Here is a 21,707-nt window from a genome sequence, read left to right as displayed (position 1 = left end):
TGGACGGGATCGGAATCCATCGCCGAAACCGTAGGCAGGCACGATATCGCCATGACGGCCGACAATTGATGCGGGAGAAGCGTGCGTTTTGCGCTAGGTCATTTCGTTGCGGCTGCCATCGGCTATCAATCGGTTCGCCACGCCCGGGACCGGCCGCGATCAAGATAAGGGGAGATATGTATGAACGGCGCCGAAGCTCTGATTGAAACCCTGGCCCAGGCAGGCGTCGAAGTATGTTTCGCCAATCCCGGAACGTCCGAGATGCAGCTCGTCGCCGCGATCGACCGGCAGCACGGGATGCGCGCGATACTGGGCCTGTTCGAAGGCGTGGTCACGGGCGCGGCCGACGGTTACGGCCGCATGGCCGACAAGCCGGCGATGACCCTGCTCCACCTCGGCCCCGGCCTCGCCAACGGCCTTGCCAATCTGCACAATGCGCGGCGGGCCGGATCGCCCGTCGTCAACGTCGTCGGCGATCATGCGACCTATCATCTGCAATATAATTCGCCGCTGACCAGCGATCTGGCGGGCGTCGCAAGGCCGATGTCCGATTGGGTCAAGGCGTCGCGGTCCGAACGCGACCTGCCGCAGGCCGGTGCCGAGGCGATGGCGGTCGCCACCGCCTATCCCGGACGCATCGCGACCCTCGTCGCCCCCGCCAACCATGCGTGGACCGAGGGCAGCGCGAGCGTCACTGCGCGCCCGGCGCAGGCCGCGCCGACGGTCCCGGCGGCGGTGATCGAAGAGGTCGCGACACTGCTTCGCGAAGCCGATGCGCCGAAAGCGATCTTCCTGGGCGGACGCGCGCTGCGCGAAGGCGCGCTCGATCAGGCCGGGCGTATTGCAGCGGCGACGGGCGCGCGCCTGATCTGCGAGACGTTCCCCGCCCGGCTGCAGCGGGGGGCGGGCCGTGTTGCGGCGGAGAGACTCCCCTATTTCGGCGAACAGGCGCAGGAATATCTGCAGGATTTCAAGGCGATCGTCTTTTGCGGCTGCGAACCGCCGGTGTCCTTCTTCGCCTATCCCGGCAAGCCCAGCCGGCTTTCGCCCGATGGCGCGCGCACGGCCCGGCTCGCCTCCGCGGAAGAGGATGCCGAACGGGCGCTGACCGATCTCGCCGACGCGCTGGGCGCCCCGGCCGAGCCAGCGCTGGTCCAGCAGGCGGGAACGCCTCCCATCGACGGCGGCCGGCTCGATCCGGTGAAACTGGGTGCGGTCATCGCGGCCGCGCTACCGAAGGACGCGATCGTCACCGACGAGGCGAACACGTCCGGCATCGCGCTATTTCCGTATACGGCGGGCGCCGCGCCGCACGACTGGCTGACGCTGACCGGCGGCGCGATCGGGATCGGCCTGCCGCTCGCCGTGGGAGCGGCGGTGGCATGCCCCGATCGCAAGGTGATCGCGCTCCAGGCCGACGGCAGCGCGATGTATACCTGCCAGGCGCTCTGGACGATGGCGCGCGAAAAGCTCGATGTCACGACGATCCTCATCAACAACGGCAGCTATGCCATCCTCAACATCGAACTGATGCGCGTGGGCGTGCAGAACCCCGGCCCCAAGGCGCTGTCGATGCTCGATCTGCGCAATCCGGCGATCGACTGGGTTTCGATCAGCGAGGGCATGGGGGTGCCGGCACGGCGGGCCACAACGTCGGAAGAGCTACGCGAAGCGCTGGACGAAGCGCTGGCCGACAAGGGACCGCACCTGATCGAAGTCCTGATCTGACCCCACCATATCCCGCCGCCAGGAGACGCAACCATGCCACAGGACGATCTGCTCGACGCCATCAGGGCCATCGCGGGGGATGGCGGCGTCATCGCCGGTGCCGAACTTGCCAAACGGCCGGGCGACTGGCTCGGTTTCTCGTCCTGCATGGCCGCCGCCATCGTCCGGCCGCGCTCGACGGACGAACTGTCCCGGATCATGCGTCTGTGCCACGCGCGGCGCCAACCCGTCATCGCCGCGGGCGGGCTGAGCGGACTGGTCCACGGCACCGACGCGGCCGGCCACGAGCTGCAGATATCGTTCGAACGGATGCGCGCGGTCGAAGCGGTCGATCCGGTCGGGCGAACGATGACGGTCGAGGCGGGCGTGCCGCTGCAGGCCGCGCAGGACGCGGCGCTGGAGCACGATCTGATCTATGCGGTCGATCTGGGGGCGCGGGGGTCGGCCACGATCGGCGGTACCGTCTCGACCAACGCCGGCGGGAATCAGGTGGTTCGCTATGGCATGACGCGCGAGAATGTCCTGGGGCTGGAAGTCGTTCTCGCCGACGGCACGGTGCTGTCGTCGATGAACCATCTGCTCAAGAACAATGCCGCCTATGACCTCAAGCAGATGTTCATCGGCAGCGAGGGGACGCTGGGCCTCGTCACCCGCGCCGTCCTGCGGTTGCATCCCAGGCCCCTGACCACCGCCACCGCTTTGCTGGCGGTGGGCGATTTCGATGGCATCACCGGGCTGCTTTCGCTGTGCAGCGGCAGGCTCGGCGCCATGCTGACCTCGTTCGAGGTGATGTGGCAATCGCATTACCGGGCGATCGCGATCGACAGCGGGCGGCACCAACCGCCCCTCCCCGCCGGGCACGCCTATTATGTCATCGTCGAAGCGTCCGGCATGGACCCGGGGCGCGACGAGACGTTCTTCACGGCATTGATGGAGGAAACGCTCGCCGGCGGACTGGCCGCCGACGCGGTGATCGCGTCGTCGGGCGTCCAGCGTAGCGCGATCTGGGGCATCCGCGAGGATATCCCCGGAATCATGGAGGCGATGATGCCCTGCGCGGTGTTCGACGTGAGCCTGCCCGTGACGGCGATGCCCGATTATGTCGCGGGCCTGACCGCTTCGGTCGACGCCGAATGGGCGGGCCAGGGCAAGCTGATGGTGTTCGGCCATCTGGGGGACGGCAATCTGCACATCAGCGTCGCTCCGCGCCCGTGGAGCGAAGAGGCGCGCCACCGCGCGGAGGAACTCGTCTATCGCCCGCTCGAAGCGATCGGCGGATCGATCTCCGCCGAGCATGGCATCGGACTGGAAAAGCGCGCCTGGCTGTCTTCATCCCGAACCCCGGAAGAAATCGCCACCATGCGACTCCTGAAAGCCGCGCTCGATCCGCTGAATCTGCTCAATCCGGGCAAGGTCCTCATCCCCGACAGCGGAGCCTGACCAATTTGTGAGGCGGATGGTCCACTTAGGGAAGGAGGCTCAGCGCGAAGCTCCCCATCCGAGCGACGGCTCGACAACTTGTTCCGGTTATTCCGGCCGATTGAAGACGATCCGCCGTGGAGAAAATTATAGGAAAAAGATACTATTCCGCCGACAATTGGCAGGCGATCTTGACCCAGGAATCGCCGCCAATCTGTGTGCATGTGTTGATGGGTATCTTTTTTCCCTTCAACAGCACAAACGCGTTCTTGAACTGGGTCGGTGTCAGGCCGAATGCCTGCTCCGTCGTGCCGATCATTCGGCTTCCAACATAAACGATTCCTCCGGCGGGCTGTGAACTGATGCGCAATTTAACGGGCTCCTGCCGACCGCTGTTGAATATCCAGTCCAGAATGCCTGGAGCGCGGATCGCCGCTTGTGATGTGGCGATGCCTCCCAACAATCCCCCGAGGCTTCCGCTTAAGATATCGCCAAAATCGGGCTGGACGCGCTCGGCGTCCGGGAGGCTTTCAAGTCCATTCCACGAAAGCCGTTTCCAACGCGGGATGCGGACGGAGACGGGGGTATTGGCAATCAAAAGCTGTTCTGGCGCACAGACGCCTTGCGGTTCGCCGTGCGGCAATAAAAACAGAATTGGTGTTTCGATGTCTGCGGGCGCGGGGTGGTTCGCGCGGATCGTGACCTTCATGATAAGGCCGTACTTCACGCCGGTTGCCGACCGATACTGGTCGACTGGCAGGACCGTATCACTGCAAATAGTGCTGGCTTGAGATTCGATGACCAGGCCGAAGAAAGCACAATTATTATCCGGGGCGGGAATGCAGTTCACCCGCTCAACTTGCCGAAACTCCTGGCTGACCGCAGTTTTCAATGCAGCTTGTCGTTCGGCATAAGATGCAACGGGCTCCTGCGCACGCGCCCCGCCACCGCATCCCCCGAGAACCGCTAGCATCGCCAAATGGCATAATCGCATCAACCGCGCCCCCCTGTGCGATATCGGCCGTCCCGATAATAATGATGGACCACGGCGGTGAAAGACAAGATCGACAGCTGGGCAAGAAGGCCTATGCCTTCCCAATAGAGCCGCGATCTCACAAGGCCGAACTCGAACGGCATCAGCGTAAGTTGGACGCCGCTGTCATAGAGAAATCGGAGGCCGGAATAAAAGGTGACAAGAGCCGCCAGCATGGATGCGATAAGCATCGCGCCCTGGAATCGCCGATATCTGGGCTTCAGCGGCTGCCGAAACAACCACAGCGCCGCAACGACCAACCCCACCGACATGGTAATCATGACCTGTGTCAAGGAGGCGAAAAGATCGATCGCCTTTTCGGATGGCCTGATGTCGACCAGAATTTCAGGGGTAGCGGCGTCAGAAAGGGCCAGGAATGAAAGCGCCAGGACCGCGAGCATGGGAACAAAAAAGGCGACGCAAGCGACTATCCATCCCCAAAGCTCGATCGTCCGTTCGCCCACAATATTTCGCCTCCCATCCCCCCTTGTTCATCATCGTTCTGCAAGTCGTCAACTGCTATTCAAGAGCATTGCATTTGGGAACGGCAGGACCACTCGACTGAAATTCTGGAAACCCGAAATCCAGGCGATGGTTCGGCGATTCGCTCAGAAAAGTTCTGGAAACCAGCCGCTTACTGGGAGATCCCGGACATTGCCTTAAAAGGCCAAATGGTGCCCGGGGGCGGGATCGAACCACCGACACTGCGATTTTCAGTCGCATGCTCTACCAACTGAGCTACCCGGGCATCGCCGCCGCGGCTGACGGCCGGGCGGGAGAGCGGCGGCTATAGGCAGGGCTTTCGATCCTGTCCAGAGCCTTTGTGGCGTCCGTCACGCCTCTCAATCTTCGCTTTGCCGGCCGCCGTCGGCGCCGCCGTCCGGGGGCTGGTCGACGGGCACCCGATAGCCTTCGCCGAACCAGGCGTTGAGGTCGCGATCGCGGCAGCCGCGGCTGCAGAAGGGCTTGTAGGCCTCGTCGCGCGGCTTGCCGCACAGCGGGCAGCGCCGCGCCCTCGCCGAACGTTCATTGGGCATGGCCCGCTCCTTTTACCTGCGCATCGGCGGCGACCGTCACGGCGCGTCCGCTCTTCTTCTGCAAGGCATCGATCCAGTGTGGATGCGCGCCGATCCATTCGGCAACGGCCGGGCGCGTCACAAGTTGCAGCGCTCCCGTCCCCACCGCGCGCCCCGCCTGTCGCAGCAGCAACGCCGCATCGGTCGCGACCGGGTCGAATCGCACCTGCTCGATCAGCGACGGCCGTTCGCGCCGCCGCACGATCTGAAGAAAACCGAAGCCGTTGACCGCGGTGCGCTCGAAAGGCTGCGGCAACAGGGCATCGATCAGCCCGTCGATCGCCTGCCGCTCGGCACGCCCGGGCAAGGACGGAAAGTCGATGCCGATCGCGCCGCCGACGTCGCAGCAGCGCACGACATGCACCGCCGCCGCCGCGCCCGCCCTGGCGAGCGCAAGAGCGTCGCCTTCGCCGTCGATGTCGATCAGCAGCATCGCCGGGGTCGCATCGACCCACAGCGCCCCGCCCGCGAAAGGCCAGTATCCCGTGCGAACGCGGTCGATCAGTTCGGACCAGCCGGCCGCTTCGAGCCGGTCGGGCCCGGTCGCGGGCAGATCAGCGACGGGAATCCCGGTGGCGGCGATCCGCGCGCGCAGGTCGGGGCCCGGCGAAAGGTGGGTGCCGTCATCCGCCAGCCGCGCGCGCGGCGGCTTGTCGCGGCCGCGCTCGCGCAGCGCCATGCGGGTGATCTCGACCGTCAGGCGGCTGCCGAGCGGGACGCCCGGCGCGGAGATCGTCGCGACCGGCTCGCCCGGCGCGTCGAGCGCCAGCCGGCCCGGTTCGACGAGCCGTGCCGTCAGGATCGCCCCGACACGCGGTCCCTCGCCTTCGCGCTCGACCCGCGCCTCGACGATGCGGCCGTCCTCGACCAGCGCGGCGCGCGCCTCGCCGATCCCGGCCTCATAAAGCCACTTAGCCAAGCGGAATGCCTGCGGCGGTCAGCAGCGCCCGCGTCTCAAAGAGCGGCAGGCCGACGACGTTCGAATGGCTTCCCGACAGGAAGCGGACGAAGATTTCGGCGCGCCCCTGGATCGCATAGCCGCCCGCCTTGCCCATGCCCTCGCCGCTCGCGACATACCAGTCGATCTCGGCAGGGGTCAGCCGCTTGAAGGCGACGACGGTGTCGGCAACGCGCCCCCGCGCCCTGCCATCGGCATCGACGACGCAGACGCCCGAATACACATGGTGCCGGCGTCCCGACAGCAGCGCCAGCATGCGGCGCAGATCCGCCTCGTCGACCGGCTTTTCCAGAATGCGGCGGCCGACCGCGACCGTCGTGTCGCCGGCGAGCACGACCTCGTCCGCCGCCCGCTCGACCGCGCACGCCTTGCTTTCGGCGAGGCGCGCGACATAGGCGCGCGGGCTCTCACCCTTCAGCGGCGTCTCGTCGATCTCGGGGGCGGCGACGCGCGACGGCGTCAGGCCGATCCGCGCCAGCAGTTCGCGCCTGCGCGGCGATGTCGAAGCGAGGACCAGATGTCGCATGGGGGCGGGCATCGTCGCCGCACCGCTCATTTGAAGCGATAGGTGATCCGACCCTTGGTCAGGTCATAGGGGGTGAGTTCGACGAGCACCTCGTCGCCCACCAGCACGCGGATGCGGTTCTTGCGCATCTTGCCGGCCGTGTGGCCCAGAATCTCGTGGTCGTTTTCCAGTTTGACGCGAAACATCGCGTTCGGCAGCAGTTCGACCACCTGGCCGCGCATTTCCAGAAGTTCTTCTTTCGCCATCTATCCTCTGGGGGCTCGAATATTCGGATGCGCGCCCATAACGCCAAATCGGCGCAATGGAAAGCCATCTGTCGCGGGGGTGGCCTTCACGCCGAAGGCATGAAGAATTTGCTTCACGCAAAGACACAAAGAGGGTGCGCCGCCTTGCAAGCGTGCTTGCCGCCGCAGGCGGTCGTTTTTTAAAGCGCTGCGCGCATCATGCACGATGTCGCGGAGCGCAGTCGCCCTCTTTGTGTCTTTGTGTGAGATCTTTTATTTGGCGATTATATCGATTGCAAACGCAAGCGAGGACGCCGGCTTTGGGGTGGGAAGCGGACATTCGCCTGCCTTCCCCACCTTTGTCATTCCCGCGAAAGCGGGAATCCAGGGTATGCGTCGGCTGCCCCCACGCTGGATTCCCGCTTTCGCGGGAATGACAAGATTCTAAACATGCCGGCAGTCGCCTTCCGCTCGAAGGCCGGCGCCAGCGCGTTTGCAAAATACATAGTCGCCTTTATTTACGCCTTTGCGTGAGGCAAATCATCATGACACCAGCCTGAGTTTCCGGGCGATCCGCCAGCCCACCGTCTTTACCCGCGCATAGTCCGGCCAGCGCGGCGGCATCGTGGGGTTCAGGCCGAAACGCCGCAGCAGCGCGTTGGCGGCGTGCGCCTCGGACTCGCGATAACTCCATTCGCTGCGCCAGGTGATCGACAGCGAGATCGACGGCGCATCGCCGTTGGCGACGAAATGCGGGGCCATCACCGGCACCAGCACCGCGTCGCCGGGGCCGAGCGGCACCTGCTGCTCGCCGCCGCGAAAGGCGTCCTGCCACGGCAGGTTGCGATGGCCGCCGGTGTGATAGCGCTCATGCTCGCGCCGGTCGGCGAAGCGTTCGTCCCCCGCGGGCCAGACGTGCATCACCTTGCGACCGCGCAGTTGCAGCAGAATGTTGTGCTCGGGATCGAAATGATAGGGGGTGATCGACCCGGGCGACGAGATGAAGAGAAAGCCCTGCGGCATCAGCATGGCGCCGGTGCGCGGTGCGACGACCGGTTCGAGCTCGCCGAGCAAGTCCATCAACAGCGCGCGATAGCCGGCCTCCGTCTCGATATTCTTGAGCACCGCCCAGCTCCGGTTGGTCTCGATGGTGCGGATCGTCTCGCCGATCGACAGGCCGTTCGACGGGACGTCCTCGGGCCGGATGCCGACCGGCAGGTCGCCGGGATTATATTCGACATGCCCCGCGGGCAGGCTCTCGCCGAGCGCCGCCAACGCGCCCAGCGACAGCAACGGATGCTCATCGAGCCGATGGTGCAGCAATCCGGCCTGCGAGGGATAGAGTTCGGCCATGCGGTCGAGCGTCTCGGCAGGAAAGATCGGAGTGGCGATCGCCTGATGCATGGTCATGACGGGTCCTGTATTGCGTCGGAAGGGGTGGAATGCGGGCGCTTCCAGCGCCGCCAGATCGCCTCGATCCGGGTCAGCGCGTCGAAGCGCCAGCGATCGGGCGCGGCGGACAGCGGCACATTGACCCAGACCAGCCGCCGGCGCTCGCGCCAGATGCTGTCGATCATCGGATGATGCGGCACCGCGCAACTGTCGACCCAGTCGATCGCCGGATCGGCGAGCAGGTCGAGATTCTCGCGCTGGAGGAGGACGCCGGGGGAGAAGCGCGCATAAGCCTCGTCGAACGCCGTCTTGAACGAGAAGCCGCCGGGTGGGCAGAGGAAATGGATCAGCATCGCGAGCGGCCGGCCGTCGAGATCGAGCGCGCTCATCGCGAGCCGGTCGGTGGCGACAGCGCCCGCCAGCGTCGCGCGAAACCAGGCCTCGGTCTCGCCATGGCTCGCGAGCGCCGACCCGGCGCGCCCCTTCCAGCCGCGCATCTCGAGGTCGAGGAAGGCGTCGATCCACGGGTCGAGCGGCTCGTCCGGCCGCCAGCGGCGAAAGGCAAGCTCGCCCTGATCTGCGAGACGCTTCGTCTGCCGGCGCAATTCCTTGCGCTTCTTGGCGCGCACGGCGGCCTGCCAATAGGCGTCGGGCGACAGGCGGCTGTCGAGCAGCGCGCGTTCCTCGCGGTGGACGATTTCGACCGCACGGCCGCGCCCCTGCGCCACATCGGCGAGCGCGCGGTGCAACGGCCCGTCCTCGGTCAGGCGCGGCAGGTGGACCAGCGTTCTCGCCCAGGGCGCGGCGTCGCACCAGCCGAGCAGGATCGACCAGAACAGCCGCTCGAACCCCGCGCGGACCAGCGGCAGGCCCAGGAAATGGTTGGGGTGCGCCCAGCCGATCGCATGGCGCAGCGGCAGGCGGCCGTACCGGTCCGCCGGCGCGAGCGGCATCACGCCGATCACCGGCCCGCCGTCGCCGTCGCGCACCATCACCAGCCGCGCCCGCCGTTCGGGGTCGAGCAGATGGAGCGCGGGCTGCAGGCACCAGCGTTCGGCAAAGGGGTTGGGTTCGCTCGCCTCGTTCGCCAGCGCGTCCCACGACGCCGCCAGTTCGGGCGACAGCGACAGCGGATCGACGACGCGCACCGCCAGCGGCGCGGCGTCCTCGTGCGTCGCCACATCGTGGGCCGGAAAGGCGGGATAGACCGTCATCGGCGGCGAGCCTGACAGCAAGTCGTTAAGATGACGTGGCGATTCATGCGACGGATTTTCCGTAGGCCGATCTTCAGCCGTCACAATCCGAACAGCTTCGCCAGCGACTTTTCGAGCATGAAGAACTGCCAGATCAGCCGGCCGTGATCGCGGCGGCCTGCCTGGTGCGCGGCGACGATGCGTTCGATTTCCGCCATGTCGAACCAGCCCGACCGCGCCAGCGTCGACGAGGTCGCGAGCGCGCGCGCCTGATCGGCGAGCGCGCCGCGGAACCAGTGCGACACCGGCGTCACGAACCCCATCTTCGGCCGATAGAGGATGTCGTGCGGCAGGTAGCGCTCCATCGCCTGCTTGAGGATCGCCTTGCCCGTTCCGCCCTTGACGCGCATCGCGGCGGGCAGCGCCGCGGCGAATTCGACGAGGCGATAGTCGAGCAGCGGCTCGCGCGCCTCCAGCCCGACCGCCATGCTCATCCGGTCGGTCTTGGTCAGGATGTCGCCGGGCAGCCAGATCTTCAGATCGGCATATTGCGCGCGGTCGAGCCGCTCGCGCGCCGGTGCCTCGACCATCGCCTTCCAATAGCGCGCCTCGGCGACATGATCGCCGAGCGCCCGTTTCGCGGCGTCGTTGAACAGCCGCGCGCGCTGGGCGGGACCGGTGACGCCGACCGCCTCGGCATAGGCTTCGGCCCCGCCTTTCGACAGGCCGGCGAGCGTCGCGCGGGCACGCAGCGGGCGCGGCGCCCAGTCCATCTGCGGCCAGACGCGCGCGAGCGGACCCAGCAGGTTGCGCCGCAGCACCGCCGGGATCATCGCGCGCAGCCGTTCCTCCTGATGCTGGAACACCAGCCGGCGATAGCCCGCGAACGCCTCGTCCGCGCCGTCGCCCGACAGCGCGACCGTCACCTCCTCGCGCGCCAGTTCGCACACGCGGTAGGTGGGAAGCGCGCTTGCGTCGGCGAAGGGTTCGTCGAACATGTCGGCGATCCGATCGACCAGCGCGAAATCGGCCGCCGCGACGGTACGCGTGCGATGGTCGGTGGCGAACCGCTCGGCGATCTGCTGCGCATAGGCGGTCTCGTCGAGCGCCGCCTGGTCGAAACCGATGGTGCAGGTCCTGACCGCCCGCGCGCTCGCCTCCGCCATCAGCGCGACGACCGCGCTGCTGTCGACCCCGCCCGACAGGAACGCGCCCAGCGGCACGTCGGCGACCATCCGGTCGGTGACGGCGGCGCGCATCAGGTGGACGAGATGCTCGGCCGCCTCGCCTTCGCTGGCGCGGATGCGGTTCGAAAAATCGGGCGACCACCAGCAGGAGGGCGCGGGAACGGCCTTGCCGCGTTCGAGCATCAGATAGTGGCCGGCGGGCAGTTTCTCGACCCCCGCGACGATGCAACTGTCGTCGGGAACATAGCCGAGAGCGAGATAATCCTCGACCGCGGTCAGCTTCGCCTCGCAGCGCAGCAGCGGGTGGCGGAGCAACCCCTTGAGCTCGGACGCAAAGGCGATCGAACCGTCGGACAGGCGCGCATAATGCAGCGGCTTCACGCCCAGCCGGTCGCGCGCGAGGAACAGGCAGCCGCGCGCATGGTCGTGGATCGCAAAGGCGAACATGCCGTTGAGTCGCGACAGGCAATCGGGCCCCCATTGCCGCCACGCGGCGATGATCACCTCGGTATCGCCGCTGGTGCGGAAGCGATGGCCGCGATCCTCCAGCTCGGCGCGCAGCGCGCGGAAATTATAGATTTCGCCGTTGTAGGTCAGCGTCACCGCCTCGTCGTCGCTCGCCATCGGCTGCGGGCTGCCCACGATGTCGATGATCGACAGGCGCAGGTGGCCGAGCCCGACCCCCGGCGCGGTCCAGTCGCCCGATCCGTCGGGGCCGCGATGCGCCATCGGGTGCAGCATCGCGCGCACGCGCGCCGGGTCGACGGGCTTCGCCGTTTCGAGATGATAGATGCCCGCGATCCCACACATGGATCAGGGCCTTAGCGGTTTTCGAGAGCGCGGTCAGCCATCGCCTGCGCTCCGCCCGACGCGGAAAGGAAATCGGCGATCGCATCGCGCCCGCCCTGCCCCGCCTCGCTCGACACGATCAGCGACAGCGCGCGCGGGTCGCCGCCGAGCAGCCGCGCCCGCAGCCCGGCCAGCTTCGCCGCGCGCGCGCTGCCGGTCGCGCGCCCGTCGACGACATACCAGGTCGCGGCGTCGCGAAGCACCGGGCCGGGGTGGAGCAGCCGCTCGGTCCGGCCGCCGTCCACCGGGGCAAGCGCCGCGCTCCACGCCCATTTGCTGGCGGGATCGACCGCCCCCTGTCCGAAAGCGACGACCTCGCGCCCCTCGGCCTGCCGCTCGTAACCGCCGATCGCGACCGCAACGCGCCGCCCCTTCGCATCGGCGAAATGGCGCAGCAGGCGCTGGTCGGCGCCGTCGAAACGCGGCCCCCAGCGCAGGCCCTGCGCCGCCGCCGCATGCCAACCGGCGGGCGTCTCGACCGGCATCGTCGCCGGCAGCGGCGCCGAACGCCCGCCGACCAGCGCGGCCCAGCCGATGAACAGCAACGGGATCGCCAGCGCGACCGGCAGGATGGCCCGGCCGTCGCCGCGATAGCGCACAGGCCCGCCGAGCCGCGAGACGTCGACCGCCGCATCGCCGGCCGGGCGGTCGAACCAGCGGCGCGCGCCCAGCATCACCGCCAGAATCACCAGACCGAAGAAGATCCAGCCATAGAAGATATGGTCGATCCCCGCCGCGCGCTCGATTCCCCAGATTTCGGCGGCGACCATCGTGCCCCAGGCGCGCAGCGCGTTGGCGAGAACCGTCGCGGCCAGCGCGATAGCGACGAACAGGACGCGCCGCGGCCAGCTTCGGAAGCAAAGATGCGCCGCGAACACCGCATAGGCGAGCATCGCGATCAGGAAATTGACCCCCGAACAGGCTTCGGCCACCTCGAAGAAACCGGCGCGCGTCGTGATGAACACGCCCTCCATATGCGCTTCGAGCCCCGACAGATGCAGCAGCGCGACGCTGATATGCGCGGTGAGCGTCTGGAGCAGCGGCACCAGTTCCTCGCCGAGCGGCACGAGGAGCAGCGCATAGCCGAGCGGAAAGAGCAGCGCGCGAACCACTTTTTCGCCGAGCGTCGCGCCGACCGCTCCCTGCAGCATCAGCACAAGGCCGAACTGTCGCAGCAGCGCCACCCCCGCCGCCTCGCCGACCAGCCAGACGCATGCCGCACCCGCGAGCCAGCCGACCGCCGGCCACCAGAAGGCCGGCGTCAGCGTCTTCAGTTGCGGCCAACGCTGCGCCACCAGCCAGCCGATCATCGGCACCATCAGCAGGCAATGGGTGAAGGTGGAACTATGCCACCAGATGCCGACCAGATCGGCCAGGTCGCGCGCGAAAAGCGCGAGGATCGCCCCCGCCAGTAATGCCAGCGCGGCCAGATGTCTCCGCCACCCCGTCATCGCGCCGTCAGTCCCAGCAGATCGCCGAGCGGGGCCAGCCGCGCGTCCCAGCCATAGCGCGCGATCATCCGCGCGCGCGCGGCGGCGCCCATCGCCGCGGCCGCCTGCGGATCGTCGAACAGACGGACGACCGCATCGGCCATCGCCGCCGCATCGTCGGCGACCAGCAACTGATCGCCGCGGACCGCGTCGATCCCCGTCGCGGCGGCGGCGCTGGCGACGACGGGCCGCGCCATCGCCATCGCCTCGAGCAGCTTGTTCTGCACCCCGCGCGCCAGCAGCAGCGGCGCGACGACGGCGTCGGCGGCGGCCAGCCACGGCCGCACGTCGGGCACTTCGCCGGTGACGGTGACGCCGGGCTGGCCTTCGAGCGCGCGCACCGCATCGGTCGGCGCCCGGCCGACGATCGCGAAACGCGCCTGCGGATGCCGCCGTCGGATCAGCGGCAGGATATCGGCCGCGAACCAGCTTACCGCATCGACATTGGGGCGATAATCCATCTGGCCGGTGAACACGGCAAGCGGCCCCTCGCCCGCCCCGACTTCGGCCAGCGGCAGCGCGGGGTCGAAGCGATCGGTGTCGATACCGTTCTCGACCGCGTGCACCTTGTCGGCATCGACCTCGCTTTGCCGGCGGAACAGCGCCGCCTCCGCCTCGCTGACGAACAGACTGGCATCGGCGCTGCGCGCGACCTTGGCTTCATAGGCGCCGAGCACCCGCGCTTCGCGCGCATGAACCCAGTGGAGCGGCTGGCGCGCGTCCTGCTGTGCGTAAGTGGCGAATTTGGCCGAATCGACATCGACGAAATCCATGATGACCGGACCGTCGAACCGCTTCGGCAGATATTGCGCCATCTGGCCCGAAAAGCCGACGATATGCGTGACCCGGCCGCTCGCCAGAAGCCCGCGCACATGCGCGGCAAGCGCACTGCTGCGGAACAGCCGGTTCGACACCGGCTCGCCGCGCAGCACGGCCTGCGCCAGCGCCACCGGTCGCGACACCTTGCGAACCTCGATTGCCAAACTTTTGCAAAGCGGGGTCATTTTCTCACGCGCCACCGCTGCATCCGCCACATCGTCGGCGAGCGCGGCAACATGCACCGGTGCCCATTTCGCCAGTGCCTCGAACATGTGCCAGCTTCTGATCCGGTCGCCGCGATCGGGCGGCCACGGCGCGCGATGCACCAGGAACAGGATTTCAGCCATCGGGAAAAGGCCGTCGAGGGGCAGGCATCTATCCCAACCCCCGCGCGATCAGCGGTCCGATGCGGTTGGCGGCCCACAGGGGCATCTTCTTCCACAGATCGACCTGCAATCGGTATTTCGCGCTGGTGGGATTGGTGTCGCGCGGCGTCTCGCCCGACGCCAGCCAGCGCGCATAGACAAGCGGTCGCGGCTCGAACCCCCAGTTCTTCTTGTAGGCGAACGGCCCGGTGCCGACTTTCGAGCGGCCGAAATCGAAGCGCGTGCACCCCTTGGCGCGCGCATGCCCCATCAGCGCATAATACATCAGCTCGTTCGCGCGCAGCGCCCGCGCCTCGGCCAGCCCGCCGCCCCAATAGGGCATTACGGCGCCGCGCCAGTAGAGGCTGAGTACGCTCGCCACCGCGCGGCCATTCTCGCGCACGGTCAATATGTCGGCATCGTCGCCAAAGGCGTCGAGCACCGCGTCGAACAACCGTTTCGGGAAAACCGGCGTTCCCAGATTGCGCACGCTCGTCGCATAGACGCGATAATGGTCGCGCCGTTCGGCTTCGTCCCGGCCCGTCGTCACGGTCAGGCCGCTTTCGAGCGCCTTGCGCACCTCGGCGCGCTGCTTGCGCGGTATGGCGAGCAGTTCTGCGGCATCGTCGGCCGCCAGATCGCGCGCGAAACCGGCGTAGACGCCATCCTCGCGCGTCCATCCTTCCGCCATGGGCAGCACGCCGCCGCGCAATTCGACCGAAGCCACGCCCAGCGACCGCGCGACATCGGCCGCCCCGTCTGCCAGCGTCGCCGCGACGGCGTCATCGTCCGCCAATATCCCGCCATCGACGGCAAAGCCGGTCGCGACGAGCGCTTGGCCGAACAGCGCCGATCGGACATGATGAAGCGGCAGGATGCCGGTCAGCGCCCCTGTCGCGTCGCGCGCCGCGACCAGGTGGCACCGATGTCCCGTCGCCGCGGTCACCGCCTCGCACCACATGCGGCTGTGGAAAGGCGTCGCGGCGGGATGCGCCGCGACATAGGCGTCCCACGCCGTCGCTTCGCTGAGCGGCGCGGCCGAAACGCCCGGCGCTGCGGCTGGATGGGTGGGGGCGTTCATGCCGCGGCGCGCCACGGCCGCGCGCGGTCCTGCTGCGCGGGAAGCAGCGCATCGGCTCGCGTCCATTCGAAATCGGCGAGCAGTTGCTTCAGCTTGCCAGCCATGGCCGACAAGCCGCTGTAATGTCGTATCTTCGATTTCAGCGGCGCGTCGGTCACGCGCGGCTGGCCGGGGTCGATCTCCCACGGGTGAAAATACAGGATGGCCGGATGCCCCTCGGCATTCATCCGCCGAATCGCCCAGCGCGTGAAGCCATAGGGCAGCAGGCGCATGAAGCCGCCGCCGCCCGCCGCGAGCGTGCGGCCAAAGGCGCGCGCCGTCGTCACCGGCCATTCGACAAGCTCGCTGTCCGCGACCGGCCGCCATGCGTGGCGCGGACTTTGCGGCCAGCCATAATGATCGTGGACGACCGGCGCGACGCTGCTCGAATAGGCATAGCCCTGTTCGGCAAGGATCGGATGAGCCCACGGCGTGCGCGCGTCGATCGAAAAGCTCGGCGCGCGATAGCCGCGCACCGCGACGCCGCCCAGGTCCTCGAGGATCGCGCGCGCTGTCTTCAGGTCCGCGGCGAAGTCGTTTGCGCTCATCTGAAAGACGCGCTTGTGGTCGTAGCCGTGGCTCGCCAGTTCGTGTCCCGCCGCGACGATCCGCCGGATCAGCGCCGGGTAGCGCTCGGCGACCCAGCCCAGCGTGAAGAAGGTGCCGTGGACGCCGGCTTCGGCGAACATCTGCAGCACCGCGTCGCAATTCGCCTCGACCCGGCATTCGAGCGTCGGCCAGTCGGCGCGGTCGATCGTGCGCTCAAAGGCGCCGACCTGGAACCAGTCCTCGACATCGACCGACAGGCCGTTCCGCATCGTTCTTCACCTCATGAAACCCATAGCCGGGAATCGTGGCTGCGTCAGGCCGCCCATACCTGCGACCGCGCCGGATTGGGCGCATTCTCGGGATCGCGCTCGACCCATTCGATCAGCAGGTCAAGCACCCGGCGCAGCGCGTCGTCCTGTTCGCAGACGCGTGCCTCGAGCTGCGCGATCTGTTCGCGCAGGGCGGCAAGCTGCTCGGGATCGACCGCCGGCGGATCGGCGGCGACCGGTGCGGCAAAGGGCGCCGCGTCGGGCGCGGCCGGCGGCCATTCCGTCGGCGCCGCGGGCGCGGCGACGGGCGCCATCGCGGCGGCAAGTTCCACAACCTCCTCGACCGGCGCCGGCGCCAGCGTCGCTTCGTCGATGCCGCGGTCGGCCTCGATCTCGGCGATCACGCTGCGGACATGATGCCCCGAAATCCGGTTCAGTTCCTCGACCGCGCCGAACAGCAGCAGGCGGCTGACCAGCACGTTCAGCTTGCGCGGCACGCCGCCGCTGTAATCGAAGATCAGCTCGAACGCCTCGGGGCTGAAGCTCGGGTTGCCCGTCCAGCCGACCTTGCCCAGCCGGTGCAGGATATAGGGCTCGACCTCCTCGGGCTCCATCGGGTCGAGGTGATGCGTCGCGATCACGCGCTGGCGCAACTGCTCCAGCGTCGGCGAATGGAACAGGGTCTGGCGGAACTCCGGCTGGCCGAGCAGGAAGATCTGGAGCAGCGAATGCCCGCCAAGCTGGAAGTTCGACAGCATCCGCAGTTCTTCGAGCGCGGAGATGGCGAGATTCTGGCCTTCGTCGACGATCAGCAGCGTGCGGCGGCCCGCGCGCGCCTGCTCGCGCAGATATTGTTCCATCGCGCGGATCAGTTCGGCCTTGCTCTGCCCTTCCCACTCCAGGCCGAACTGCTCGGCGACCAGGCGCAGCAGATCGTCGCCCTCGACCTGCGTCGACACCAGCTTGACCGCGGTCAGCCGGTTGGCGTCGATCGTGTTCATCAGGTGGCCGACCAGCGTCGTCTTGCCCGCGCCGACGTCGCCGGTGATGACGATGAACCCCTCGCCCTGCGCCAGGCCATAGCCGAGGTACGACATTGCCTTGCGGTGCGTGCCGCTCTCGAAATAGAAGGCCGGGTCGGGCGTAAGCTGGAACGGACGCCCGCTGAAGCCGTAAAATTGATCGTACATCGTCTATCCCCGGGAGTCTGGATCAGAAATTATAGCGCAGGCCGACGAGCGCCGAACCGATAAGCTGGCTGTTGAAGCCGTCCTGGTCGAACGCATTCAGCGCCGCCGCCGCGGTTCCGGTCAACCCGCGCCAGAATCTACGCGAATAAGCCGCCGAAACCCCACCCGACCGCACATCGCCGGCCCCCGGCGCGCCATTGTCGAAATAGTTGACGTAACCCGCAAGGCTGAGGCTTGCATCGGCGCCGAGTTCGCGGCCCGCCGACAGGAAGAGATAATAGCTTTCATCCTTCACACCGTCGAAATCGGCGATCGCCGACAGTGCCGGTGCCAGCAAGCGTCGCTGGTCATAGCCGACACCGACGCCATAGGTCCAACGCCCGTAGCGCGAAGAGTACATCGCCTGAACGCCGCGGCTGCGGAACTGGAACGCCGTTGCGCTGCCGAGCTGCGGATTGAGGCATCCGGCGCTCTGCTGGCCGAAGACACAGGGATTGATGTCGCCACCGACCGGGTTGCGCGACGGGTCGAACTGGGTCGGGAGCGCGGCAAGCCCGCCCGACAGGCCGCGTCCGAAGCTGGAAAGGCCGTCATAGAGGCCGACCTGCACCAGCGTCGCGTGATCGGGACGATAGGTGAAGCTGCCGGTATAAATGGTATCGCCATAACGGCGGCCGACGCGCGCGGTCAGCGAGGTGCGGCGGCTCGGCTGCCACATGACGCCTGCGTCCCAGATCAGCCCGTCGGTATCGAAGGAAAGCTGGCGCGGGCTCGATTTGTCGGTGACGTAGCGGCCATTGGCGTCGAGAACCGGAATGCCGTTCGTGTCGAGCACAGGGTCGCGCTGACCGATCTCGATGTCCTCATAGCCGACACCGCCAAGCAATGCGACGGTCGGGCTGATCGGGACGGTGATGTCGGCGCGCGCATATTTGCCTTCGAAGCGCTGGTCTAGTTGGCTTGCATCCTCGCGTTCGTAGCCGCCCGAAAGCTGCCAGCCGAAGGGCAGATTGCCCGGCCGCTGGCCGATGCTGGCCCACGCCGCATGGTTCGTCGAGCTGTCGAAGACATTCTGCCGCGCAGCACCGCCAGGCAGTAGCGCGGGCGCCTCTACGTCTACTTTGGTGTAACCAAAGCGATAGCCGGCCCCGATGTCGAGATCGCCAATGCGCTGCACCAGTGTCGGGCCGGCGTAGAATGAATAGAGGTTTGCGACGTTCGTGGCGCGGCCGTTGAAGATGCCGTTGTCGGCGCCCTGCCCGTCGGCACGCGTTCGCGTCGCGAGCGCGCCGCCTTCGAGGTTGAGGCCGCGCACGAGTTCGAGCCGCCCGCGCGCCAGACCGCTGATGATATCCTGATCGCTGTAGCCGCGCGATTCGGCGAACTGATGCTCGTAGCGCAGCGTTGCCGCCAGCTCGGCGCGGCGGGTGACGATCGCGGCGTCGACCCCGGCCGCAACGGTCGTGTAGGTCAGCACGTCGCCGCCGCCCTTGAGCTCGGCGGTCAGCACCTGCCCGATTTCGAGATAGGGCGACACGTCGACCTTCTTCTGTCCGCGCGACCGCGAACCCGCGCCGGCTGCGGAAGGCGCAGCGGGGGCCTCGTCCGCCTCCGGACCGCCATCGCCCGAAAATTGCGCGTGCGCACCGGTCGCGGTGCCGGCGAGCAGCAGCGCTGCGATCGCGCCCACGCGGCGCAAGCTGGTTGTGCGCATCATGACGCGCCTCCCTGTCCGTAATAGGTGCCGAAGCGGCGACCGCCCGGTGAATATTTGACGCCGTTGAGCAGCAACTGAACGTGCGGGCAGGCGCCCATCAGTCCGATCGCGTCGCGCAGTGCCGATTCGAGCGTTTCGTCGGCGCGCACGATCATGATGAGCTGCCCCACATGGCCGGCGAGCACCGCGGCCGGCGATGCCGCCAGCACCGGCGGCGAATCGAAGATGATGATGCGCCCCGGCGCACCCGCTTCGAGCTGGGCGATCAGCGCCTCTGTGCGCGCGGAGGCGAGCAGTTCGGTATCGTGCGTATGCTGCGTTCCGGCAGGCATGACCTTCAGCCCCGGAATGTCGGTCTGGATCAGGCAATCGCCGAGCGTCAGATGCGGATCGGCGAGCGCGTCCATCAGGCCCGGCCCATCCTCCAGCCCCAGCGTTTCGAGCACGCTCGGCTTCGCGATGTCGGCATCGACGAGCAGCACGTCATGATCGGCCTCGACCGCGAGGCTGAGCGCGAGATTGACCGCGGAGAAGGTCTTGCCCTCGCCCGGATTGGCCGAAGCGATCAGCACGCGGTGGCCGCGCGGCACGACCGGGCGGTTCGCCGTTCCCGCGAAGTTGCGGATCAACTCGCGCTTCACGATACGATATTCCTCGGCGATCCCGGTGACGGGCGCGCCGGGCACGATCATGCCGCGCGCGGCAAGCCGCTCGCGGTCGATCGTCCCCTGGCGCGTCGGCACGACCGCGGGCGCGGCCTTGGCGACCTCCTTGCGCGGCGAAGGTTTCGCCGGCGCGGGATCGATCGCGGGGGCGGCCTCGACCACGGCTTCGGGAGGCAATGCCTCCGCCTGCGGCGTTTCGGCGGCGGGCGCCGGCCGGGCCTTCGCCTTCTTCTTCTCGGGCTCGGGCGGCAGCTTCGATACGTCGATCGTCGGCGCGTTCGCCGCGGGGTCGAGGCCGAACATGTCGGCGGCGCGTTCGAGCAGCGACGGCGGGCGCTTGACGGGGCGTTGGTCGTTCATGTCCTTCTCCCCGCTCACGCGACCATGCCGCGCTGGACGAACTCGGCGACGAGCAGCAGGGCGTAGAGGCCGACGAGCGCGCCCGCCCCGCCCGCGAGCCACATCAATCGCTTGCGTCGTTCGACATGCCGTTCGGGCGTCACCACCTCGGTGATCGAGCCGATCACCGGCAGTCCGCTTGCGCGTTCGAGCTTGCCCGCCGTCGCGTAGCTGGTGCGGACCTGCGCGAGGCCAAAGGCCACGCCGATGCCGCCGGCAAGACCCGCGAGCAGGACGCCGGTCAGGAACAGCGGGCGATTGGGCGCGGCGGGGCTGGTCGGCTTGGTCGGCGGATCGAGCAGCTCGACGCGGATCGCGTCGGTTTCCGTCTGCACGTCGCCGCGGAGGCGCACCTGCTCGCGCTGCCCGAGCAGCTTGTCATATTGTGCCTTGAGCGCGGTATACTCGCCGTTGATCCGGTCATATTCCGCCGCGATGCCGGGATTCTGGATCTGCTGCGACGTGATCCTGGCGATATCGGCGGTCAGTTGCGCCTTGCGCGCGCTCAGCGCGCTGACGGTGGCCTGCCGCTCGGCACGCATGGCGGCGAGCGAACCATAAGCCGGGTTCTGCGCGTTGCCGGCGCTTCCGCCGCTGCCTTCGCGATCCGCCTGCGCCTTCAGCGAGGCGATCTGGCTCTTGAGCGCGACGACGTCGGGGTGCGCATCGGTCAGCCCGCGCGCGCGCATCGCCGACAGTTCGGCCTGCGCGCCCGCCAGCTGCTGGCGCGCGACGCCGCCGCCGGTGGCACCGAGACCCGGCACGTTGATCGTCGCCGGGGTCGAGGCGAGCTGGCCGTTGGTCGCGGCAAGCGCAGCCTGCGCGGCAACGAGCTGCGTGTCGATCTGACCAAGTTCGGCGCGCGCCGCTTCGACGCGCTGCGCGGGCGAGCCGGCGCCGGCGGGAATCAGCCCGATGTTCTGCGCCTCGAAGGCCGCGCGCCGACCCTCGACCTCGCGCAGCGCCTTTTCCCGGTCGGCGATCTGCGAATCGAGGAATTTCAGCCCCTCGCGCGCGTTCATGCGCCCGCCGCGCAACTGGTCGTCACGGAAAACGGTTATCAGGCTGTCGAGTACCCCCGAAGCCAGCTTGGCATTGTCGGCATCCGACAGGCTGCCGACGGCGACGCTCGACGTGATCTCAAAGATATTATCCTGTTGCGGAACGATCTTGATGCTCTTCTGCAACATGCCGACCGCCCCGGCCTGCTCGCGCTCGCCCGCGCCGACGGGCAGCAAGCCCGTCGTCACCGCGACCTTTTCGAGGTTGCGCGCGCTGGTCAGCGTCTCGCGAATCTGATCGATCCGCTGACGGCCGCCGAAACCGGCGGTCGTATCGTCGGGCAGGATCTGGTTGATGTCGACGAGCAGGCGCGCCCGCGAATCGTAGCGATTCGGGATCGAGGCGATCGCGAGCCAGCCGAGGATGCAGATACCCCAGGCGACGCCCAGCACCAGCCACCGGCGTGTCCAGACGCTGTGCAGCGCCAACCGCAGTTCGTCATATAGACCATTCATCGCCGGGGTTCAGTCCTTCGGA

19 protein-coding genes and 1 tRNA gene are annotated in these 21,707 nt (G+C 67.7%); 2 read left to right on the top strand and 18 right to left on the bottom strand.

Annotation, left to right across the window (positions count from 1 at the left end):
- Window positions 1-180 precede the first annotated feature (180 nt).
- Window positions 181-1,728 carry an acetolactate synthase large subunit gene (locus ABS88_RS11795; protein WP_104959495.1) on the top strand — a complete coding sequence of 516 codons (1,548 nt, stop codon included), beginning with the start codon at window positions 181-183 and terminating at the stop codon, window positions 1,726-1,728.
- 33 nt (window positions 1,729-1,761) lie between these two features.
- A complete protein-coding gene (locus tag ABS88_RS11790; protein WP_104959494.1) occupies window positions 1,762-3,168 on the top strand; it encodes an FAD-binding oxidoreductase in 1,407 nt (468 codons plus the stop codon).
- A gap of 142 nt (window positions 3,169-3,310) precedes the next feature.
- Here the strand turns inward: ABS88_RS11790 and ABS88_RS11785 are convergent, their stop codons facing one another.
- The 18 genes from ABS88_RS11785 to ABS88_RS11700 form a co-directional block, all read right to left on the bottom strand.
- Window positions 3,311-4,120: a hypothetical protein gene (locus tag ABS88_RS11785; protein ID WP_286749864.1), complete on the bottom strand. Its 810-nt coding sequence runs from the start codon at window positions 4,118-4,120 to the stop codon at window positions 3,311-3,313.
- A 20-nt stretch (window positions 4,121-4,140) separates the two neighbouring features.
- Window positions 4,141-4,644 carry a hypothetical protein gene (locus tag ABS88_RS11780; protein ID WP_158682126.1) on the bottom strand — a complete coding sequence of 168 codons (504 nt, stop codon included), beginning with the start codon at window positions 4,642-4,644 and terminating at the stop codon, window positions 4,141-4,143.
- A 208-nt stretch (window positions 4,645-4,852) separates the two neighbouring features.
- Window positions 4,853-4,928, bottom strand: a tRNA-Phe gene (locus ABS88_RS11775).
- A gap of 94 nt (window positions 4,929-5,022) precedes the next feature.
- Complete coding sequence (locus tag ABS88_RS11770) at window positions 5,023-5,217, bottom strand: DNA gyrase inhibitor YacG (protein WP_076075882.1); 195 nt, start codon at window positions 5,215-5,217, stop codon at window positions 5,023-5,025.
- Entirely contained in the window at window positions 5,207-6,175 is a 969-nt protein-coding gene (locus ABS88_RS11765) for a ribonuclease (RefSeq protein WP_286749863.1), read from the bottom strand. The genes ABS88_RS11770 and ABS88_RS11765 overlap by 11 nt, the downstream gene beginning before the upstream one ends.
- Window positions 6,168-6,740, bottom strand: a complete 573-nt coding sequence (locus ABS88_RS11760; protein ID WP_076077946.1) for a Maf family protein — start codon at window positions 6,738-6,740, stop codon at window positions 6,168-6,170. Before ABS88_RS11760 ends, ABS88_RS11765 begins: the two co-directional genes overlap by 8 nt.
- Window positions 6,741-6,766: 26 nt before the next feature.
- Entirely contained in the window at window positions 6,767-6,985 is a 219-nt protein-coding gene (infA, locus tag ABS88_RS11755) for a translation initiation factor IF-1 (protein WP_010162480.1), read from the bottom strand.
- A 522-nt stretch (window positions 6,986-7,507) separates the two neighbouring features.
- A complete protein-coding gene (locus ABS88_RS11750) occupies window positions 7,508-8,374 on the bottom strand; it encodes a cupin-like domain-containing protein (protein ID WP_076075887.1) in 867 nt (288 codons plus the stop codon).
- A complete protein-coding gene (locus tag ABS88_RS11745; RefSeq protein ID WP_076075890.1) occupies window positions 8,371-9,570 on the bottom strand; it encodes a GNAT family N-acetyltransferase in 1,200 nt (399 codons plus the stop codon). The genes ABS88_RS11750 and ABS88_RS11745 overlap by 4 nt, the downstream gene beginning before the upstream one ends.
- Window positions 9,571-9,650: 80 nt before the next feature.
- The gene (locus tag ABS88_RS11740) at window positions 9,651-11,546 is read right to left on the bottom strand and encodes an XrtA/PEP-CTERM system amidotransferase (protein ID WP_286749862.1); all 1,896 of its coding nucleotides are present in this window, start codon (window positions 11,544-11,546) and stop codon (window positions 9,651-9,653) included.
- 11 nt (window positions 11,547-11,557) lie between these two features.
- Complete coding sequence (gene xrtA / locus ABS88_RS11735) at window positions 11,558-13,036, bottom strand: exosortase A (protein ID WP_286749861.1); 1,479 nt, start codon at window positions 13,034-13,036, stop codon at window positions 11,558-11,560.
- Window positions 13,033-14,241, bottom strand: a complete 1,209-nt coding sequence (locus ABS88_RS11730) for a TIGR03087 family PEP-CTERM/XrtA system glycosyltransferase (protein WP_076075898.1) — start codon at window positions 14,239-14,241, stop codon at window positions 13,033-13,035. Before ABS88_RS11730 ends, xrtA begins: the two co-directional genes overlap by 4 nt.
- A gap of 28 nt (window positions 14,242-14,269) precedes the next feature.
- Window positions 14,270-15,340 (bottom strand): FemAB family XrtA/PEP-CTERM system-associated protein, encoded by a 1,071-nt coding sequence (locus ABS88_RS11725; protein ID WP_076077949.1) that lies wholly within the window; start codon window positions 15,338-15,340, stop codon window positions 14,270-14,272.
- Window positions 15,337-16,197: an XrtA system polysaccharide deacetylase gene (locus ABS88_RS11720; RefSeq protein WP_067111576.1), complete on the bottom strand. Its 861-nt coding sequence runs from the start codon at window positions 16,195-16,197 to the stop codon at window positions 15,337-15,339. Before ABS88_RS11720 ends, ABS88_RS11725 begins: the two co-directional genes overlap by 4 nt.
- Before the next feature lie 44 nt (window positions 16,198-16,241).
- Window positions 16,242-17,387 (bottom strand): XrtA/PEP-CTERM system-associated ATPase, encoded by a 1,146-nt coding sequence (locus ABS88_RS11715; RefSeq protein WP_076075901.1) that lies wholly within the window; start codon window positions 17,385-17,387, stop codon window positions 16,242-16,244.
- 22 nt (window positions 17,388-17,409) lie between these two features.
- A complete protein-coding gene (locus tag ABS88_RS11710) occupies window positions 17,410-19,104 on the bottom strand; it encodes a porin family protein (RefSeq protein ID WP_104959489.1) in 1,695 nt (564 codons plus the stop codon).
- Window positions 19,101-20,129, bottom strand: coding sequence for a P-loop NTPase (locus ABS88_RS11705; RefSeq protein WP_076075904.1), 1,029 nt, complete (start codon window positions 20,127-20,129; stop codon window positions 19,101-19,103). Before ABS88_RS11705 ends, ABS88_RS11710 begins: the two co-directional genes overlap by 4 nt.
- A 14-nt stretch (window positions 20,130-20,143) precedes the next feature.
- Complete coding sequence (locus ABS88_RS11700) at window positions 20,144-21,685, bottom strand: XrtA system polysaccharide chain length determinant (RefSeq protein ID WP_286749860.1); 1,542 nt, start codon at window positions 21,683-21,685, stop codon at window positions 20,144-20,146.
- Window positions 21,686-21,707 lie beyond the last annotated feature (22 nt).

Source organism: Sphingopyxis sp. SCN 67-31, assembly GCF_001725095.1.
Note: the sequence above shows the minus strand (reverse complement) of the source record. Positions and strands in the feature narration are given on the sequence as shown.

Bases quoted from the DNA above. Each gene is read 5' to 3' on its own strand.
- ABS88_RS11795 (WP_104959495.1), top strand. From the start codon at position 181: ATGAACGGCGCCGAAGCTCTGATTGAAACCCTGGCCCAGGCAGGCGTC.
- ABS88_RS11790 (WP_104959494.1), top strand. From the start codon at position 1,762: ATGCCACAGGACGATCTGCTCGACGCCATCAGGGCCATCGCGGGGGAT.
- ABS88_RS11785 (WP_286749864.1), bottom strand. From the start codon at position 4,120: ATGCTAGCGGTTCTCGGGGGATGCGGTGGCGGGGCGCGTGCGCAGGAG.
- ABS88_RS11770 (WP_076075882.1), bottom strand. From the start codon at position 5,217: ATGCCCAATGAACGTTCGGCGAGGGCGCGGCGCTGCCCGCTGTGCGGC.
- ABS88_RS11760 (WP_076077946.1), bottom strand. From the start codon at position 6,740: ATGCGACATCTGGTCCTCGCTTCGACATCGCCGCGCAGGCGCGAACTG.
- infA (WP_010162480.1), bottom strand. From the start codon at position 6,985: ATGGCGAAAGAAGAACTTCTGGAAATGCGCGGCCAGGTGGTCGAACTG.
- ABS88_RS11750 (WP_076075887.1), bottom strand. From the start codon at position 8,374: ATGACCATGCATCAGGCGATCGCCACTCCGATCTTTCCTGCCGAGACG.
- ABS88_RS11745 (WP_076075890.1), bottom strand. From the start codon at position 9,570: ATGACGGTCTATCCCGCCTTTCCGGCCCACGATGTGGCGACGCACGAG.
- ABS88_RS11740 (WP_286749862.1), bottom strand. From the start codon at position 11,546: ATGTGTGGGATCGCGGGCATCTATCATCTCGAAACGGCGAAGCCCGTC.
- xrtA (WP_286749861.1), bottom strand. From the start codon at position 13,036: ATGACGGGGTGGCGGAGACATCTGGCCGCGCTGGCATTACTGGCGGGG.
- ABS88_RS11730 (WP_076075898.1), bottom strand. From the start codon at position 14,241: ATGGCTGAAATCCTGTTCCTGGTGCATCGCGCGCCGTGGCCGCCCGAT.
- ABS88_RS11725 (WP_076077949.1), bottom strand. From the start codon at position 15,340: ATGAACGCCCCCACCCATCCAGCCGCAGCGCCGGGCGTTTCGGCCGCG.
- ABS88_RS11720 (WP_067111576.1), bottom strand. From the start codon at position 16,197: ATGCGGAACGGCCTGTCGGTCGATGTCGAGGACTGGTTCCAGGTCGGC.
- ABS88_RS11715 (WP_076075901.1), bottom strand. From the start codon at position 17,387: ATGTACGATCAATTTTACGGCTTCAGCGGGCGTCCGTTCCAGCTTACG.
- ABS88_RS11710 (WP_104959489.1), bottom strand. From the start codon at position 19,104: ATGATGCGCACAACCAGCTTGCGCCGCGTGGGCGCGATCGCAGCGCTG.
- ABS88_RS11705 (WP_076075904.1), bottom strand. From the start codon at position 20,129: ATGAACGACCAACGCCCCGTCAAGCGCCCGCCGTCGCTGCTCGAACGC.
- ABS88_RS11700 (WP_286749860.1), bottom strand. From the start codon at position 21,685: ATGAATGGTCTATATGACGAACTGCGGTTGGCGCTGCACAGCGTCTGG.